General features: G+C 62.7%; 17 protein-coding genes. 6 read left to right on the forward strand and 11 right to left on the reverse strand.

Translation table 11 applies throughout. The features are described 5' to 3' along the window. The first annotated feature begins 83 nt into the window (after nt 1-83). Together pabB and APH36_RS09115 are read left to right on the forward strand one after the other, a co-directional pair. Nucleotides 84-1,427, forward strand: coding sequence for an aminodeoxychorismate synthase component I (gene pabB / locus APH36_RS09110; RefSeq protein ID WP_060498364.1), 1,344 nt, complete (start codon nt 84-86; stop codon nt 1,425-1,427). A 79-nt stretch (nt 1,428-1,506) separates the two neighbouring features. Beyond that, entirely contained in the window at nt 1,507-2,241 is a 735-nt protein-coding gene (locus APH36_RS09115) for a phosphoadenylyl-sulfate reductase (RefSeq protein ID WP_060498365.1), read from the forward strand. Between the two features lie 100 nt (nt 2,242-2,341). On the opposite strand, the gene cysB is transcribed toward APH36_RS09115, so the two are convergent. From cysB to APH36_RS09130, 3 genes are all read right to left on the reverse strand, one after another. Then, nucleotides 2,342-3,316: an HTH-type transcriptional regulator CysB gene (gene cysB, locus APH36_RS09120; protein ID WP_010953293.1), complete on the reverse strand. Its 975-nt coding sequence runs from the start codon at nt 3,314-3,316 to the stop codon at nt 2,342-2,344. Nucleotides 3,317-3,444: 128 nt separating this feature from the next. Continuing rightward, on the reverse strand, nt 3,445-3,942 hold the full coding sequence (locus tag APH36_RS09125; RefSeq protein ID WP_016714749.1) for a universal stress protein: 498 nt from the start codon (nt 3,940-3,942) through the stop codon (nt 3,445-3,447). A 124-nt stretch (nt 3,943-4,066) separates the two neighbouring features. After that, entirely contained in the window at nt 4,067-5,014 is a 948-nt protein-coding gene (locus APH36_RS09130) for a putative 2-dehydropantoate 2-reductase (protein ID WP_060498366.1), read from the reverse strand. Nucleotides 5,015-5,246: 232 nt separating this feature from the next. Between APH36_RS09130 and APH36_RS09135 the strand changes: the two genes are divergently transcribed. Continuing rightward, the gene (locus APH36_RS09135; protein ID WP_019097589.1) at nt 5,247-6,323 is read left to right on the forward strand and encodes a 3-deoxy-7-phosphoheptulonate synthase; all 1,077 of its coding nucleotides are present in this window, start codon (nt 5,247-5,249) and stop codon (nt 6,321-6,323) included. Between the two features lie 64 nt (nt 6,324-6,387). On the opposite strand, the gene APH36_RS09140 is transcribed toward APH36_RS09135, so the two are convergent. Further along, entirely contained in the window at nt 6,388-6,669 is a 282-nt protein-coding gene (locus tag APH36_RS09140) for a GNAT family N-acetyltransferase (protein ID WP_016714752.1), read from the reverse strand. Nucleotides 6,670-7,177: 508 nt separating this feature from the next. Here APH36_RS09140 and oprI point away from each other — a divergent pair. Then, nucleotides 7,178-7,429, forward strand: coding sequence for an outer membrane lipoprotei OprI (gene oprI / locus APH36_RS09145; protein ID WP_003259780.1), 252 nt, complete (start codon nt 7,178-7,180; stop codon nt 7,427-7,429). A 132-nt stretch (nt 7,430-7,561) separates the two neighbouring features. On the opposite strand, the gene APH36_RS09150 is transcribed toward oprI, so the two are convergent. From APH36_RS09150 to APH36_RS09160, 3 genes are all read right to left on the reverse strand, one after another. After that, the gene (locus APH36_RS09150; RefSeq protein ID WP_060498367.1) at nt 7,562-8,539 is read right to left on the reverse strand and encodes a L,D-transpeptidase family protein; all 978 of its coding nucleotides are present in this window, start codon (nt 8,537-8,539) and stop codon (nt 7,562-7,564) included. Nucleotides 8,540-8,653: 114 nt separating this feature from the next. Further along, a complete protein-coding gene (locus APH36_RS09155; RefSeq protein WP_016714754.1) occupies nt 8,654-8,944 on the reverse strand; it encodes a hypothetical protein in 291 nt (96 codons plus the stop codon). A gap of 58 nt (nt 8,945-9,002) precedes the next feature. After that, nucleotides 9,003-9,608: an arylesterase gene (locus APH36_RS09160; RefSeq protein ID WP_060498368.1), complete on the reverse strand. Its 606-nt coding sequence runs from the start codon at nt 9,606-9,608 to the stop codon at nt 9,003-9,005. A gap of 10 nt (nt 9,609-9,618) precedes the next feature. Here APH36_RS09160 and APH36_RS09165 point away from each other — a divergent pair, with 10 nt between their 5' ends. Both APH36_RS09165 and APH36_RS09170 read left to right on the forward strand, forming a co-directional pair. Next, nucleotides 9,619-10,302: an ABC transporter ATP-binding protein gene (locus APH36_RS09165; RefSeq protein ID WP_060498369.1), complete on the forward strand. Its 684-nt coding sequence runs from the start codon at nt 9,619-9,621 to the stop codon at nt 10,300-10,302. Further along, a complete protein-coding gene (locus APH36_RS09170) occupies nt 10,302-12,809 on the forward strand; it encodes an ABC transporter permease (protein WP_060498370.1) in 2,508 nt (835 codons plus the stop codon). The genes APH36_RS09165 and APH36_RS09170 overlap by 1 nt, the downstream gene beginning before the upstream one ends. Before the next feature lie 38 nt (nt 12,810-12,847). Here the strand turns inward: APH36_RS09170 and greB are convergent, their stop codons facing one another. From greB to APH36_RS09190, 4 genes are all read right to left on the reverse strand, one after another. Further along, nucleotides 12,848-13,321, reverse strand: a complete 474-nt coding sequence (greB, locus tag APH36_RS09175) for a transcription elongation factor GreB (protein WP_060498371.1) — start codon at nt 13,319-13,321, stop codon at nt 12,848-12,850. Between the two features lie 11 nt (nt 13,322-13,332). Continuing rightward, entirely contained in the window at nt 13,333-13,641 is a 309-nt protein-coding gene (locus APH36_RS09180) for a hypothetical protein (protein WP_060498372.1), read from the reverse strand. A gap of 247 nt (nt 13,642-13,888) precedes the next feature. Then, a complete protein-coding gene (locus tag APH36_RS09185; RefSeq protein ID WP_019097176.1) occupies nt 13,889-14,326 on the reverse strand; it encodes a DoxX family protein in 438 nt (145 codons plus the stop codon). A gap of 113 nt (nt 14,327-14,439) precedes the next feature. Continuing rightward, on the reverse strand, nt 14,440-15,858 hold the full coding sequence (locus tag APH36_RS09190) for a transglycosylase SLT domain-containing protein (RefSeq protein WP_060498373.1): 1,419 nt from the start codon (nt 15,856-15,858) through the stop codon (nt 14,440-14,442). Between the last annotated feature and the right edge of the window lie 52 nt (nt 15,859-15,910).

Below are 15,910 nucleotides of genomic sequence, written 5' to 3' on the forward strand. Positions count from 1 at the left end.
TTGAATGTCGCGCCCAGTGCTAGGCGCTTTTCCTACACAGGTCTACAATCGCCCTCCTCGCTTTTACATCGCCGTCCACACTGATGCCGACCTGTACGCTGCACCCCCTGCCCTACCAGCCCGACCCTGCTGCCTATTTCGCCCGCCTGCGCCTGGCCCCCGGCGCGATCCTGCTCGACAGCGCCCGCCCCGGCGCCGAACGCGGTCGCTTCGACCTGCTCAGCGCCTGGCCGCTGCAACAGTTGCAAGCACAGTTCGATGAAGACGGCCGCGCATTCCTTAAGCGTCTGCGTGCCGGCCTGGCGCAACTGGGCCACGCCAGCTTGCCCAAGGGCGTTGAGCTGCCCTTTGCCGGTGGCCTGATCGGCTACCTGAGCTACGACTTCGGCCGCCGACTGGAACACCTGCCAAGCCTGGCTGTGGACGACCTCGGCCTACCTGACGCGCAACTGGGCCTCTACGCTTGGGCACTGGTCAGCGACCACCTGCACGGCACCAGCCAGCTGGTGTTCCACCCGAGCCTGGCAAGCGACGAGCGAGAACGCCTGATCAGCCTGTTCGAAGGCAGTAGCTGCACCGAAACCGGTGATTTCCAGTTGCTCGCCCCAATGGCGGGTGACCTGCAGCCGGAACAGTACAAAGCCGCTTTCGACCAGGTACAGCGCTACATCCAGGCCGGTGACTGCTACCAGATCAACCTGACTCAACGCTTCCGCGCCCCCTGCCAGGGCGACCCCTGGCGAGCCTACCAGGCCCTGCGCAAGGCATGCCCCACGCCGTTTTCCGGCTACCAGCAATTGGCTGACGGCAGCGCCTTGCTGAGCTTCTCGCCCGAGCGCTTCATCCGTGTCAGCCAGGGCCAGGTGGAAACCCGGCCAATCAAAGGCACCCGTCCGCGCGCCAGCGACCCAGGTGAAGACGCACGCAATGCCGAGGAGCTGCTGCGCAGCCCCAAGGACCGCTCGGAAAACCTGATGATCGTCGACCTGCTGCGCAACGACCTGGGGCGCACCTGCGAAATCGGCTCGGTGAAAGTACCGGAGCTGTTCAGCCTGGAGAGCTACCCCAACGTCCATCACCTGGTCAGCAGTGTCACTGGCCAGCTTGCCAACGACAAGGATGCCCTGGACCTGATCGGCGACAGCTTCCCCGGCGGCTCGATCACCGGCGCGCCGAAAATTCGCGCCATGCAGATCATCGACGAGCTGGAACCCGCGCGCCGGGCGCTGTACTGCGGCTCGCTGATGTATGTGGATGTGCGCGGCGAGATGGACAGCTCGATTGCCATTCGCAGCCTGCTGGTCAAAGACGGCCAGGTCAGCTGCTGGGGTGGCGGCGCGGTCGTGGCCGACTCCGAATGGCAAGCCGAATATGAAGAGTCGATCGCCAAAGTGCGGGTGTTGATGCAGACCTTGCAGGGCTTGTGAGTCCGTCTAGCCCGCGTTTTTTTGTTACCATCACCTTACTACGAGCGCACAGCGCCACAGCCAAGATGGAAACCGCCTGATGAGCCAACCCTTCGACGTCGCCGCCCTGGCCGCGACCTATGCCAACAAGTCCCCGCAGGACATCCTCAAGCTTGCCTTCGAGCACTTTGGCGATGACCTGTGGATCTCTTTCAGCGGCGCCGAGGACGTGGTGCTGGTCGACATGGCCTGGAAGCTGAACAAGCAGGTCAAGGTGTTCAGCCTCGACACCGGCCGACTCCACCCGGAGACCTATCGGTTCATCGACCAGGTTCGCGAGCAGTACAACCTGCCAATCGAAATCCTCAGCCCGGACCGCGACAAGCTTGACCCGTTCGTGAAAGAAAAGGGCCTGTTCAGCTTCTACAAGGACGGCCACGGCGAGTGCTGCGGCATCCGCAAGATCGAACCGCTGCGCCGCAAGCTGGCTAGCGTGCGCGCCTGGGCCACCGGCCAGCGCCGCGACCAGAGCCCGGGCACCCGCAGCCAGGTCGCGGCACTGGAAATCGACAGCGCCTTCTCCACACCCGAGCGCACGCTGTACAAGTTCAACCCGCTGGCGCAGATGAGCAGCGAGGAAGTGTGGGGTTATATCCGCATGCTTGAGCTGCCGTACAACAGCCTGCATGAACGAGGCTTCATCAGCATTGGCTGCGAGCCTTGCACCCGGCCGGTACTGCCGAATCAGCATGAGCGCGAGGGGCGCTGGTGGTGGGAAGAGTCGACACAGAAGGAATGCGGGTTGCACGCGGGCAACCTGATCAGCAAGGCCTGATAAGGAGCTTTAAGTTACAAGCTGCAAGCCACAAGAAAAAAGCAGCCCGTAGATGGACTGCCTTTTCTTGAAGCTTGCAGCTTAAAGCTCGTAGCTGCTTTCAGTGCACCGGCAGTTCGACACCTTCGAACAGCTCTTCCAGCTCCTGCTTGTTATGGCACTGAATGGCCTTGGCCATCACTTCGCGGGTCAGGTGCGGGGCGAACTTCTCGATGAAGTCGCACATGAAGCCACGCAGGAAGGTGCCACGGCGGAAGCCGATCTTCGTGATACTGGCCTCGAACAGCTCGCTGGCATCCAGCGCCACCAGGTCACTGTCGAGCTTGGCATCCACAGCCATGCCCGCGACGATACCCACGCCCAGTCCCAGGCGCACATAGGTCTTGATAACGTCGGCGTCGGCCGCAGTGAACACCACTTTCGGCGTGAGGCCGCGGTGGTTGAACGCTTCGTCCAGCTTCGAGCGCCCGGTAAAGCCGAACACATAGGTAACGATCGGGTATTCGGCAACCGCTTCCAGAGTGAGTTTCGGCAGCTTGGCCAGCGGGTGACCCTGCGGCACCACCACGCAACGGTTCCACTTGTAGCACGGCATCATGATCAGGTCGCCGAACAGCTCCAGGGCCTCGGTGGCGATGGCGAAATCTACCGTGCCGTCTGCTGCCATCTCGGCGATCTGCATGGGCGACCCCTGGTGCATGTGCAGGGACACTTCCGGGTACTGCTTGATGAAGCTGCTGATCACCGGCGGCAAGGCATAGCGCGCCTGGGTGTGGGTAGTGGCGATGGACAGCGTGCCCTTCTTCTCGTTAGAGAACTCCTGGGCAATCTGCTTGATGCTTTCGACCTTGCGCAGGATTTCGCCAGCGGTATTGATGATGCGCTCGCCGGCCGGCGTGACGCGGGTCAGGTGCTTGCCGCTACGCGCAAAGACTTCAACACCCAGTTCGTCTTCGAGCAGGCGGATCTGCTTGCTGATACCTGGCTGGGAGGTATACAGGCTCTGCGCCGTCGCGGAGACGTTGAGGTCATGGTGCGCCACTTCCCAGATGTAGCGCAGTTGTTGAAGCTTCATAGGTTCCCCTCGGTTCAGCGATGAGTCCGCGGCAGCAGGCAGCGACGATATATAACTATATTAGTGGTTCTGGAAATAAATCTAGAACAATTTTGTTACATGCCCCCGGAAACAGCCTACAGCCATCTTCATGCTTTCCTACGCCCCAAGTGCTGCGCCAACGGCACCATGTACACCGGCACCGGTGACAGCTGCAGCAGCCGAACCGCCGTTCGCCCAAGGGGCACATCCACGCCGGCACCGGCGCTGTGGCTGCCGAAAATCAGCAGGTCGACACTCAACCGTTGTGCCTGGTCAAGGATTACCTGCGCGGGGTCACCCTGGCGCACCCGCACCGCCTTGATCACCGCGAGGTCGGCCTCCTCGCCCAGCTCATCACGAAAGTTTTCCAGCACGCGCTGCTCGATGTTGGCCATCACCGTGTTCACGCCCTGGCTGTGCAACTGGTCGAGCGTCTGCTCATCAAGGTAGCTTTGCAGGAGGGATTCGGCGAACTGCCCCATGGGTTCCACTGCATGGATCACATACAACTCGGCATTGAACGTACGCGCCAGGGCCAGCGCGTGTTGCATCACAAAAGGTGCGTAGACACCGAGGTCGGTGGCGTACAGCATGGAGCGGATCATTCGACCTCCTCGACTGCCGCAGCGGCAGAGCAAGCTTCAGCTTAGCAGCGCGCCGGATGCACGCTTTGCCGTCCGGCGCGCTACTGGCGCGGGCTGAAGCGCCCAGCCGAGGTCAGTGCCGCCCTCAGTGAGGCCGGTGGTTGCTGTCGAGGAAGCTCAGCGACTGATAGAGCATTTCCATACGCGGCAAGCAGCAGCCTGCCGCACGCGCACGGGCCAGCGGCTCGGCATAGATGGCCTGCAATTCCAGTGGGCGTTTGAACGTATGGTCGTGATACATGCTTGGCCAGTAGTCGGGCATGCGCTCGGTCACCTGGAACAAGTGCTCGGCATAGCCCTCGGGCAACACGTGGCCACAGGCTGCGGCGCCCTGCACCACCTCGGCCATCAATGCCTGGATGAGATCACGGCTGTGGCTGTCTGCCATCAGCGGCGTGGTGCTGGCCCCCAGCAGCACAGACAGGCCATTGTAGGGCACGTTCCACACCAGCTTCTGCCAGCGCGCCGAGTCGAGATTTGGCATGGCCTGCGAATCGATGCCCGCGCGCTTGAACAACGCCACCCCCTCACCGACCAGCGCAGCACCGCCATCACTTGCCGGCCCACTGTGGTAACCCAGGTTGACAGCTCCGAGTGCCTGATGGCGGATCACGCCTGGCGCATGACGGTTGACACAGATAAAGCACAGGCCGCCCAGCAGGTGCATGTCGCTACGCAAGGCCGGGCGCAATTGCTCCTCCACGCCCAGACCGTTCTGCAGCAGTACAACCTTGGCGCCGGATGCGCCGGCCTGCACGATCAGCGGTGCCAGCTGATCATTGCTGGTGGCCTTGGCACCGATCAGCAACCAGTCGCAAGGCGGCATGTCGGCGGCACTGGCATAGGTTTGTACCTGCATCTGCAACGCACCATGCACATCACTGTCCAGGGTCAGCCCTTGCTCACTGACGGCCTGGTACTCGCTGCGCAACAGAAAATGCACATCGAAACCGGCCCGGGCCAGCATCAACCCATAGAAGCCGCCGATTGCGCCACTGCCGATGATTCCGATGCGAGGGGTGTGCGGATGCATGCCGATCTCCGAGTATAAAGTCAGCCCTCTTTTTACACAGGTTACGCAGCGCTGGGCAGCCCATTCGCGCTCAACGCACTTGATCAGGGAAAAACCCCACAATGACTGGGCCAAGCCCATTGTCGCGCCACCTGTAACGCGCTAAGGTTCGGCTCCCCGCTGCGAATATTCTTGCTGCTGGGCCGCACGGGGATAGCTGGCGGCCGGCACCCGTGACCTGACGAGTAACACGATGGCTGATTTACCGATCGATGACTTGAACGTTGCCTCCAACGAGACCCTGATCACCCCCGATCAGCTCAAGAAGGAAATCCCCCTCAGCGCCAAGGCCCTGCAGACCGTGACTGCCGGCCGTGAAGTGGTGCGCAATATTCTCGACGGCAAGGACCATCGCCTGTTCGTCGTGGTCGGCCCTTGCTCCATCCACGACATCAAGGCCGCCCACGAGTACGCCGAGCGCCTGAAGGTGCTGGCCGAAGAAGTGTCCGATACGCTGTACCTGGTCATGCGCGTGTACTTCGAAAAGCCACGCACCACCGTGGGCTGGAAAGGCCTGATCAACGACCCGTACCTGGATGACTCGTTCAAGATCCAGGACGGCCTGCACATTGGCCGTCAGCTGCTGCTGGACCTGGCCGAGATGGGCCTGCCGACCGCCACCGAGGCGCTCGACCCGATTTCGCCGCAATACCTGCAAGACCTGATCAGCTGGTCGGCCATCGGTGCCCGCACCACCGAATCGCAAACCCACCGCGAGATGGCCTCGGGCCTGTCTTCGGCGGTCGGCTTCAAGAACGGCACCGACGGCGGCCTGACCGTTGCCATCAACGCCCTGCAGTCGGTGTCCAAACCACACCGCTTCCTTGGCATCAACCAGGAAGGCGGCGTGTCGATCGTCACCACCAAGGGTAACCCTTACGGCCACGTGGTACTGCGCGGCGGCAACGGCAAGCCGAACTACGACTCGGTCAGCGTCGCCCTGTGCGAGCAGGACCTGGCCAAAGCCAGGATCAAGGCCAACATCATGGTCGATTGCAGCCACGCCAACTCCAACAAGGACCCGGCCCTGCAACCGCTGGTGATGGAGAACGTTGCCAACCAGATCCTCGAAGGCAACCAGTCGATCATCGGCCTGATGGTCGAGAGCCATCTGAACTGGGGCTGCCAATCGATCCCGAAAAACCTGGAAGAGCTGCAGTATGGCGTCTCGATCACCGATGCCTGCATCGACTGGTCGGCTACCGAGAAAACCCTGCGCAGCATGCGTACCAAGCTGAAGGACGTGCTACCGCAGCGTAAGCGCGGCTGAGCATTGCAATAAACAAAACGCCGGGCATTGCCCGGCGTTTTTGTATCTGCTGCCTTTCGGCAGCTCAGGCCTTGCTGGAATGCCGCTGCTGACGCTCCATGTAGCGTTCCACATACGAGCAGGACGGAATGACCGTGTAGCCCATCTGTTCGGCGTACGCCAAGGCCTGCTCGGTCAACGCGGCGGCAATCCCGCGGCCCCGCAAGGCGTTCGGCACGAAGGTGCGATAGATGTCCAGCGTCTGCTTGCCCAGATCCATGTACGTCAGATAGGCACGATGACCGTCCACGTTGGTCTCGAACTGATGACCGGCCTGGTCATGGTGGATGGTCAGCGCTTCGCTCATCACTACTCCTCGCAGGTCTTCTCGGCAGACCCATACCTTCACCGATGGTGGTTTATCCGGCACAGAATCCTCTATGCCACCTGTTGCCCCTTCGACCTCTGGACGATTGCAATCGTTCGGATTCTCTGGCACTCACAAGATAGTAGGCGCCGTAAACGGGATTGCTCAAGGTGGTAGCGGCTAAAAATGGCGAAAATGCCCGGAAAGCGACTCTTCCCTGCACGTTCAACAGCCACCGGATGTTGTAGGGCTTAAGACGTCGAAGGACAGTTAAAGTCACCCTTAGTTCAACAAAAAAGTTCCTGTAGTACAACCGCTTGCGAGCCCTGCACGTTTTTTTCACACACGCGTCGCAAATCTTGTCGGCACGGCGTCAAGCAACATTTTTTTTGCAGTTCTTGCGCTCAGTCAGTTTACTTACTACAAGTAATGGGTACTATGTACGCCGGCCAGTTTCTCTTTTCCTGAGAGATGGCTATTTAATAGAAAGTCCTTGAAGGGGAACACGATGAACAACGTTCTGAAATTCTCTGCTCTGGCTCTGGCCGCAGTTCTGGCTACCGGTTGCAGCAGCGTATCCAAAGAAACCGAAGCTCGTCTGACTGCGACTGAAGACGCAGCAGCTCGCGCTCAAGCTCGTGCTGACGAAGCCTACCGTAAGGCTGACGATGCACTGGCAGCCGCTCAGAAGGCTCAGCAGACCGCTGACGAAGCCAACGAGCGCGCCCTGCGTATGCTGGACAAAGCCAGCCGCAAGTAATAATCCTCACGGATTGTTATGGAGCCGACCCACTTGTGGGTCGGCTTTTTTATTGCCTGCAAACAAGGCAAACGCGTCACGCAGATACGAAAAGGCCCGCACTAAGGCGGGCCCGGGTGTGTCGCGAATACCTTACTGCAGTTCGGGCGGTATGCTCGTCACCATCGGCGCATTGCCCTGGTTTTGCACCGGCACGGCAATTTCTACCGGCATGCCATCTTCTGCAGCCACCACGTCACGCACCATGTCCCAGTTCATGCGCAGGTTGTTGGCCAGGTCTTCCCGCTTGAGCAAAGCGTTGATAACCGCAGTGTGTTTGTCGACCACCGACGGGTTACCCTGGTCGTCCAGCGGCGTGTGCGCCTCCAGATAGACCTTGCCGCCACTGATACCAAACTTGTAGGGCTCGTTGATGATGCGTACCGGCGTACCGACCGGCACCATCTTCGACAGTTCCAACACGTTGTTGTTGAGCATGCGGAAGCAACCGTGGCTGGTACGCATGCCGATGCCGAACTTCTTGTTCGACCCATGGATCAGGTAGCCCGGTACGCCCAAGGTGAACTTGAACGGCCCCAGCGGGTTATCCGGACCTGCCGGCACCACAGCCGGCAGGATGTCACCGTCTGCGGCGTGTTCTTTACGGATGGAGGCAGGCGGCGTCCAGGTCGGGTTCGGCGTCTTGGCGGTGATCTTGGTGTTGGCGATCGGCGAACCCCACCCCTCACGGCCAATACCCAGCGGGAAGGTATGCACTACGTTCTGACCTTTCGGGAAGTAATACAGACGGTACTCGGCCAGGTTGATGACGATACCTTCACGCGGGCCCGGCGGCAGGATGTAGCGGGTCGGCAGGATGATCTCGGTACCGGCGCCCGGCAGCCACGGGTCGACGCCCGGGTTGGCGGCGATCATTTCCAGGTAGCCGAGGTCGTTGGCGGTGCCGATATCGGCGAACGTGTCCTCGTACTTGGCCTTGATCGTATGCACCTGGCCGACGATGTCTTCACCGGGCGGTGGCAGTGGCAATTCCAGCGCAGCAGCGGGGCCCGCTACCAGCAGGGCGGCCAGGGACAGGCTACGGGTGACGGCAGGAAAGCGCGGCAACATCCGGTAAATCCTTCGAAAGATAGGTCAAGAGGAACGATTGTACACCCGCCTTGATGCAAGCGGGAGGCATTGGCGCCCATGCAAGCGTTTCAGATGATGAAAGGTGCTTGCCGTTCAGCTGGCCTGCAGCTCTGGCCAGACCGGGCGCATGCCGCGCCGCTGGGCATCGAGGATGGCACGGCACAGGTCACACAGGCGGCTGTCACGGTAGATGGCGCGCGGCACGGCCGACCAGCGCGGCTGCGCAGGCAGCAGGCCGCCGCACAAGGTGCGGTCTACCGGCACGCCCAGCTCAAGCTGGCGAGCCACCAGGTGAACGCGGATTTCCTGGCAGGCGAACAGGTCGAGCTGCTCATCAGGCTCGATCAGTTGGTAGGCATACAGGGACCAGGCAGGGCGCGGCATCGGGGGCACTCGAAACGGGGGGCGCAACATTAGCCGAAAGCCGGCCCCGTTTAAAGCGTCAGAGCAAGGGTTTTATCGCCGGCCAGGCATTTTCCAGCAAACGCTGCTGGGCACCCTGGGCCGGGTGGATGCCATCGGCCTGCATCAACTCAGGCACGCCCCCTATTCCTTCGAGGAAAAACGGCACCAATGGCACCTGTTTATCCGCCGCCAGCTGTTCATACACCTTGGCGAATGCGGTGGTATAGCGCACGCCATAATTGGGCGGCAGGCGCATGCCCAGCAGCACCACCTTGGCGCCGGCCTGGCGCGCGCTTTCAATCATCGAGGCAAGATTTTGTTGCAATTGCGCAGGCGGCTGCCCACGCAAGCCATCGTTACCGCCCAGCTCCAGCACCACCAAGCTCGGTTTATGGGCTGCAAGCAGCGCCGGTAGCCGCGCCTGGCCACCTGCACTGGTGTCACCGCTGATCGAGGCGTTGACCACTTTATCGTCGAAACCTTCGTCCTTGAGCCGGGTCTGCAACAAAGAGACCCAACCCTGGCGGCTATCCAGGCCAAAACCGGCGCTGATACTATCGCCAACAACCAGCAGTGTTCCCGCCGCCGCGCTCTGGGCCAGGCAATACAGGGCCAGACCGGCACTCAACCACCACACTCGCATCGGATTCTCCATGGGCCCCAGCATTCTCGTTGCGCAGAACCTTAGCAAAGTGGTCTCCAGCGCGGAAGGTGACCTGACCATCCTTCACGCACTCTCCCTCGACCTGGCCCAAGGCGACAGCCTGGCTATCGTCGGCGCCTCGGGCTCCGGCAAGTCGACCCTGCTCGGTTTGCTTGCCGGCCTCGATCAGCCCAGCGCCGGCCAGGTCATCCTTGCCGGCCATGACCTGGGCCCCCTGGATGAAGACCAGCGCGCCCGCGTGCGCGCCGAACATGTGGGCTTCGTGTTCCAGTCGTTCCAGCTGCTCGACAGCCTCAACGCCCTGGAAAACGTGATGCTGCCATTGGAGCTGGACGGCCGCCGGGATGCCCGCGAACATGCGCGCACCCTGCTGGAACGGGTCGGCCTCGGCAAGCGCCTGAGCCACACGCCCCGTCAACTGTCAGGCGGTGAGCAGCAGCGGGTTGCTATCGCCCGCGCCTTCGCGGCACAACCGGCGGTGCTGTTTGCCGACGAGCCCACAGGCAACCTCGACAGCCACACGGGCGAGCGCATCAGCGATTTACTGTTTGAGCTGAACAAGGAGCGCGGTACCACCCTGGTGCTCGTCACCCATGACGAACGCCTGGCCCGGCGCTGCCGCCGCCAGATCCGCCTGGACGCGGGGCGCCTGGTGGCCCCGGTGGAGGCCTGATGACCCACATGCCGTTGTCCCGCCTGTGCGGCCTGGCCCTGCGCCAGCTGCTGCGCGACATTCGCGCCAGCGAAGTACGCGTGTTGTTCTTTGCCCTGCTGGTGGCCGTGGCGGCCAGCACCGCCATCGGCTATTTCGGCGCCCGCCTCAACGGCGCCATGCAGCTGCGCGCCAGTGAATTCCTGGGCGCCGACCTGGTGCTGCAGGGCAGCGCCCCGGCCCGTGCACAGCAGATCGATACCGGCACGGCACTTGGCTTGCGCCATGCACAGCTGGTCGAATTCACCAGCGTGGTAGGCGGCGACAGTGGCATCCAGCTGTCCAGTGTAAAGGCTGCCGATGGCGCCTACCCGCTACGTGGGCAAGTACGCAGCGCAGCGGCACCCTATGCCGAGGAAACCCCAGGCGGCGGCCCGGCACCTGGCGAGGCATGGGTCGAGCCCCGCCTGCTGGCCGCCTTGGGGCTGGCGATTGGCGACAGCATCGACGTGGGCATGAAAACCCTGCGCATGAGCCGCGTGCTGACCTACGAACCTGACCGCGCCAACAACTTCTACAGCCTTACCCCCCGGGTGATGATGAACCTGGCCGACCTCGAGGCCACTGGCGTCATTCAGCCGGGTAGCCGGGTTACCTACCGCGACCTGTGGCGTGGCGATACCGAGGCTCTGGCCCAATACCGCCAGGCCGTTGAAAAAGACCTGGCCGCCAACCAGCGCCTGCGCGACACCCGCGATGGCAACCAGCAGATCGGCGGCGCACTGGGCAAGGCCGAACGCTACCTGAACATGGCCAGCCTGGTGGCGGTACTGCTGGCGGGCGTGGCCGTGGCCCTGTCGGCCAGCCGCTATGCCGCACGCCGCCTGGACGCCAGCGCCCTGCTGCGCTGCCTGGGCCTGTCGCGCCGTCAGGCACTGGGACTGTATTGCCTGCAACTGGCCATGCTCGGCCTGGTCGCCGCCCTGGCCGGTGCTCTGCTCGGCTGGCTGGCCCAGCTGGGCCTGTTCCGCCTGCTGCAGGGGCTGTTGCCAAGCGTGGTGCCTGCTGGAGGTATCGTACCCGCCCTGGCCGGCATCGGTACCGGGCTGGTGGCACTGGCCGGTTTCGCCCTGCCGCCGATCGCTGCACTGGGCCAGGTGCCCCCGCTGCGGGTGCTGCGCCGCGACCTGCTGCCGATACCGCCCAGCAGCTGGCTGGTGTATGGCGCCGCGCTGTTTGCCTTGGGCCTGATCATGTGGCGGCTGAGCCTTGACCTGCTGCTCACCTTCGCCCTGCTCGGTGGCGGTCTGGTCGCCGCATTGTTGCTCGGCGGCCTGCTGTTGCTCGGTTTGCGCAGCCTGCGCCAGTTGCTGGCCGGCGCACCGCTGACCTGGCGCCTGGGGTTGGGCCAGCTGCTGCGTCACCCCACGGCCGCCGCCGGCCAGGCCCTGGCCTTCGGCCTGATCTTGCTGGCCATGGCCCTGGTCGCCCTGCTGCGCGCCGAACTGCTCGACACCTGGCAAGCCCAACTGCCCAAGGATGCACCCAACCATTTCGCCCTGAACATCCTGCCGGATGACCGCGAACCGTTCGCGCAACGCCTGCACCAGGTCAATGCAGCCTCGGCGCCGCTTTACCCGGTTACGCCCGGGCGCCTGGTGCAAATCAACGAGCAGCCGGTGCAGCAAGTTGTCAGCAAAGACTCGGCGGGTGAACGCGCCGTGCAGCGAGACCTTAGCCTGACCTGGGCCGCCGAACTGCCCGAAGGCAATCAACTCACTGCTGGCAGTTGGTGGCAAGCCTTGCCGGCCGACAGCGAAATTCCCGGTGTTTCGGTGGAAGCGGAACTGGCCACCAGCCTGAAACTGCACATCGGCGACCTGCTGACCTTCGACATCGGCGGCCAGCAGCGCCAGGCCCGGGTCAGCAGCCTGCGCAGCGTGCATTGGGACAGCTTCCAGCCGAACTTCTACATGATCTTCCAGCCCGGCACGCTGCAGGGGTTGCCGACCACTTACCTGACCAGTTTCTACCTGGCACCCGGCCACGACCTGGATGTGGTGGCGCTGTCGCGGGCATTTCCGGCGGTGACCATCCTGCAGGTGGACGCCTTGCTCGACCAGTTGCGCAGCATCCTCGCCCAGGTGACCCTGGCGGTGGAGTATGTGCTGCTGTTCGTGCTGGCGGCCGGGCTGGCGGTGCTGTTCGCCGGCTTGCAGGCAACGCTGGACGAACGCATTCGCCAAGGCGCCTTGCTGCGTGCGCTAGGGGCGGCGCGGCCATTGCTGGTGAAGGCGCGGCGTATCGAGTTCGGTTTGCTGGGTGCGGCCAGTGGGCTGTTGGCGGCAGTGGGTTGTGAACTGATTACCCTGGTGCTGTATCGCTATGCCTTCGATTTGCAGTGGAGCCCGCATCCTTGGCTGCTTGTGTTGCCGCTGGCGGGGGCGCTGCTGGTGGGAGGCGCGGGGGTGCTGGGGACGCGGCGGGCATTGAATGCGAGCCCGCTGGCGGTTTTGCGGGAGAGCTGATGGTTACCCGCGAAGAGGCCGGTACAGGCAACCCATAATCACTGTCCGTAGCTGATGCTGCTCACATACCAGGTCGCTTCACCGGTAGGTGTATGCACCACCACCTCATCGCCCTCTTCCTTCTTCAACAAGGCACGGGCCATGGGCGAATCGATCGAGATGTAGTCGTTGCGCCCGTAGATTTCGTCATAACCGACAATGCGAAACTTCATGGCCTCGCCATCATCATTCTCGATCTCGACCCAGGCGCCGAAAAACACCTTGCCTTCCTGCTGCGGCGAATAAGCCACCACCTTCACATCTTCAAGACGCTTTCGCAGATAACGCACCCTGCGGTCGATTTCGCGCAGCAGCTTCTTGTTGTACTGGTAGTCGGCGTTTTCGCTGCGATCCCCCAGGGATGCCGCCCAGGCAACCTTCTGAGTGATCTCCGGGCGATATACCCGCCACAGGTGGTCCAGCTCTTTCTTCAGCGCCTCATGGCCTTCCGTGGTAATGATGTTGGTGCTCAACAGCGCACTCCTTAACGGCGGGTAATCAGGCCTTGGCGCGCGATACGGGTGAGGTGGCCAATAACGTCTGCGGCCTCATCCTGCGCCGGAGCCTGGATGACGGCCAGGTCAAAACGGTCATTGCCGTACTGCGCCAGGCGGCAGCCGGTTTCGGCAAACTGAATCAGAAACGCGCGTGCCTGGCCCTTGCGCCGGGACAGGCCTTCGAGGTGACGCAAAAGGGTGGGCTGATGCTGGCCGCCGAGCAGAATGCGCGGTGTGCGGGACGCCTGGTTGGCAGGCAATGGGCTTAAACAGACACTGGTACGTGGGCAACTCATGGAGCTTCTCTCCGCCTCGCGAATCCCGCTGGGCAGCGGTGGGAGGCGTCACCGAACCAGCGCTTTAGCGGTATTTCGGATAACCCGGATGGGGGCTTTCCTGCGCCCCGCAAGTAGCTGTTTAAATCGGCGCAGGCGGTATGCTAGAGCGATGAGCCACAAGTTGCAAGCTACAAGCCGCAAGCAAAAGCAGGCCGAGTATTGGCCCGCTCTTGCTTGCGGCTTGTAGCTCAAAGCTTGCAGCGGGTTACCGGGCGATCAGGCGGTCCAGCGAGAAGCGGCCAGCGCCTTCGATCATGACGGCGACAGTGCCCGCCAGCAGGGCCAGGGCGAACTCATAGCCGTTATTGGACATGAACAGGCCGTTGCCGATATGCACCGAGAAGATCGCCACCACCAGGGTCACGGTCAGCGCCAGAGCCGCCGGGCGGGCCAGCAGGCCGATCACCAGGGCCAGGCCGCCGAAGAATTCGGCACTGCCGGACAGCAAGGCCATCAGGTAACCCGGCGCCAGGCCGATGCTTTCCATCCACTGGCCGGTACCTTCCAGGCCATAACCGCCAAACAGGCCGAACAGTTTTTGCGCGCCATGCGCCATGAAGATGATGCCAACCAGGATGCGGATAACGCTGAGGCCAGCGCCGGCGCGGGTGGAGAACAGGGCGTTGAGGGTCGTGTTGTTCATGTCGAAGCGTCCTTGAAGCGGAGAAGTTGTGTTGGGATGGGCGCTATCATAATCAATTCAATAGATATGAAAATCGCAAAAACCCCAACATAACAATCGATAAAATCGATTTCTCAACGCTTTGCTACGCGCTCCAGCACCGCACGCTCGCGGTTGAACGCCAGGAAGTACTTGTTGACGCTATTGACGAAGTTGACCGGCCCCATGCCGACCTGCTCCATGGCAATGCGCTCGGTCTGGAAGAACCACTGGTTGCCATTGAGGCCACGCCGCCGGGCCTCGGCACGCATGGCCTGGACCCGCTCGGGGCCGAGGTTGTAGGCCGCCAGTACAAAGGCCATGCGTTCACGCTCGTTGATCTTGGGGCTGGCAAAGAACTTGCGGCGGATTAGCGCCAGGTAACGGGCACTGGCTTGTACATTGCCATCTACCGTGGCGGTGTTGCTCACCCCTACCCGCTGGGCCGCCGAAGGCGTTATCTGCATCAAGCCGTGGGCACCGCCAGTGCCACGCGCGGCCGGGTTGAGGGTGGACTCCTTGAAGGCCAGCGCGGCCAGGTTGAGCCAATCGATCTGCTGCGCCTGGCCATGCTTCTGCAGCACTGCACGCACCGAGGCCAGGCGCTGACGGTCCTTGCTGGCCAACGGGTTGTGCACCCGGTACTGGCGGCGGTAGATGCGCTCGAAGGCGGCATCCTGGTTGTCCGGTGCACGGTAGCCCTGCAGGAAACGGTCGACCGTGGCCAGCAATTGCGGTGCATCGCGCCCTACATACCAACGCATGGCCTGCGGCGCCCCCAGGTGCACCCGGGTGTCCAGGCGCAGGCGTGGCATCACCCGCGCCCAGCGCCGGGCAATGGGTTGCTCGACCACTGTCAGGTGATAGATGCCCGCCTGCACCATCTCCAGCACATCCTCTACCGCCAGCGTTGAGTCGACCCACTCCACCTTGATCGGCGGCCGTTTGCGCAGGGCCAGTTGCTGGTTGGCCTGCTGGATCAGCGGCCCGGCGGCACTGGCACTGGTCAAGGCCACGGTACGCCCGGAAAGCTGTTCGACCTTGCTGAAGCTTCGCTCGCCCTTGCGCCCCACCAGCGTCAGCGGCACTTGGTCGAGAATTGGCGCACTGCTGCTGACGCCGCGCACGGTGCCGGGGTCAAGCAGCTCGCCCGGCGCTGCCAGGTCACCCTCGCCGCGAGCCAGTGCGCCCAGCAGTTGTTCCTTGGCGCGTGGGATGAGCTTGAGTTGAATCTCCTGGCCATCGGCGGCACGGGCATTGAGGTAATGCTCCAGGGCGCGCAGGCGATAGTATTCGATACCGACCGGCTCACCCTTGACCTCGCCTGAGCTATTACGGCTTTGATTGACCAACACCCGCAGCACCTGGCTGGAGCGGATCTGTTGTAGGTCGCGCACCTTGGCAGGCGGGATATTCTGCTGCGGCCCCGGCGCGCGCGCATGGGCGGCACCGGGCAGGGTCAGCCCAATCGTCAGCCCGAGCGTGAACAGGAAGGTGAGCCAGCATCGCAGCATGCGAAAACGTGTCCGTGGTCGGTGGGCGGCATCCATGGCTTGCACCGCCAAG

The organism is Pseudomonas sp. NBRC 111133, assembly GCF_001320605.1.
GTDB classification, from domain to species: Bacteria; Pseudomonadota; Gammaproteobacteria; order Pseudomonadales; family Pseudomonadaceae; genus Aquipseudomonas; species Aquipseudomonas monteilii.

Excerpts from the sequence above, each read along its gene's own strand:
- APH36_RS09135 (WP_019097589.1), top strand. The coding sequence starts at position 5,247 with ATGGCTGATTTACCGATCGATGACTTGAACGTTGCCTCCAACGAGACC.
- APH36_RS09125 (WP_016714749.1), bottom strand. The coding sequence starts at position 3,942 with ATGATCCGCTCCATGCTGTACGCCACCGACCTCGGTGTCTACGCACCT.
- APH36_RS09140 (WP_016714752.1), bottom strand. The coding sequence starts at position 6,669 with ATGAGCGAAGCGCTGACCATCCACCATGACCAGGCCGGTCATCAGTTC.
- APH36_RS09185 (WP_019097176.1), bottom strand. The coding sequence starts at position 14,326 with ATGAACAACACGACCCTCAACGCCCTGTTCTCCACCCGCGCCGGCGCT.
- pabB (WP_060498364.1), top strand. The coding sequence starts at position 84 with ATGCCGACCTGTACGCTGCACCCCCTGCCCTACCAGCCCGACCCTGCT.
- APH36_RS09160 (WP_060498368.1), bottom strand. The coding sequence starts at position 9,608 with ATGCGAGTGTGGTGGTTGAGTGCCGGTCTGGCCCTGTATTGCCTGGCC.
- oprI (WP_003259780.1), top strand. The coding sequence starts at position 7,178 with ATGAACAACGTTCTGAAATTCTCTGCTCTGGCTCTGGCCGCAGTTCTG.
- APH36_RS09115 (WP_060498365.1), top strand. The coding sequence starts at position 1,507 with ATGAGCCAACCCTTCGACGTCGCCGCCCTGGCCGCGACCTATGCCAAC.
- APH36_RS09190 (WP_060498373.1), bottom strand. The coding sequence starts at position 15,858 with ATGCTGCGATGCTGGCTCACCTTCCTGTTCACGCTCGGGCTGACGATT.
- cysB (WP_010953293.1), bottom strand. The coding sequence starts at position 3,316 with ATGAAGCTTCAACAACTGCGCTACATCTGGGAAGTGGCGCACCATGAC.
- APH36_RS09180 (WP_060498372.1), bottom strand. The coding sequence starts at position 13,641 with ATGAGTTGCCCACGTACCAGTGTCTGTTTAAGCCCATTGCCTGCCAAC.
- APH36_RS09165 (WP_060498369.1), top strand. The coding sequence starts at position 9,619 with ATGGGCCCCAGCATTCTCGTTGCGCAGAACCTTAGCAAAGTGGTCTCC.
- APH36_RS09130 (WP_060498366.1), bottom strand. The coding sequence starts at position 5,014 with ATGCATCCGCACACCCCTCGCATCGGAATCATCGGCAGTGGCGCAATC.
- APH36_RS09155 (WP_016714754.1), bottom strand. The coding sequence starts at position 8,944 with ATGCCGCGCCCTGCCTGGTCCCTGTATGCCTACCAACTGATCGAGCCT.
- APH36_RS09150 (WP_060498367.1), bottom strand. The coding sequence starts at position 8,539 with ATGTTGCCGCGCTTTCCTGCCGTCACCCGTAGCCTGTCCCTGGCCGCC.
- APH36_RS09170 (WP_060498370.1), top strand. The coding sequence starts at position 10,302 with ATGACCCACATGCCGTTGTCCCGCCTGTGCGGCCTGGCCCTGCGCCAG.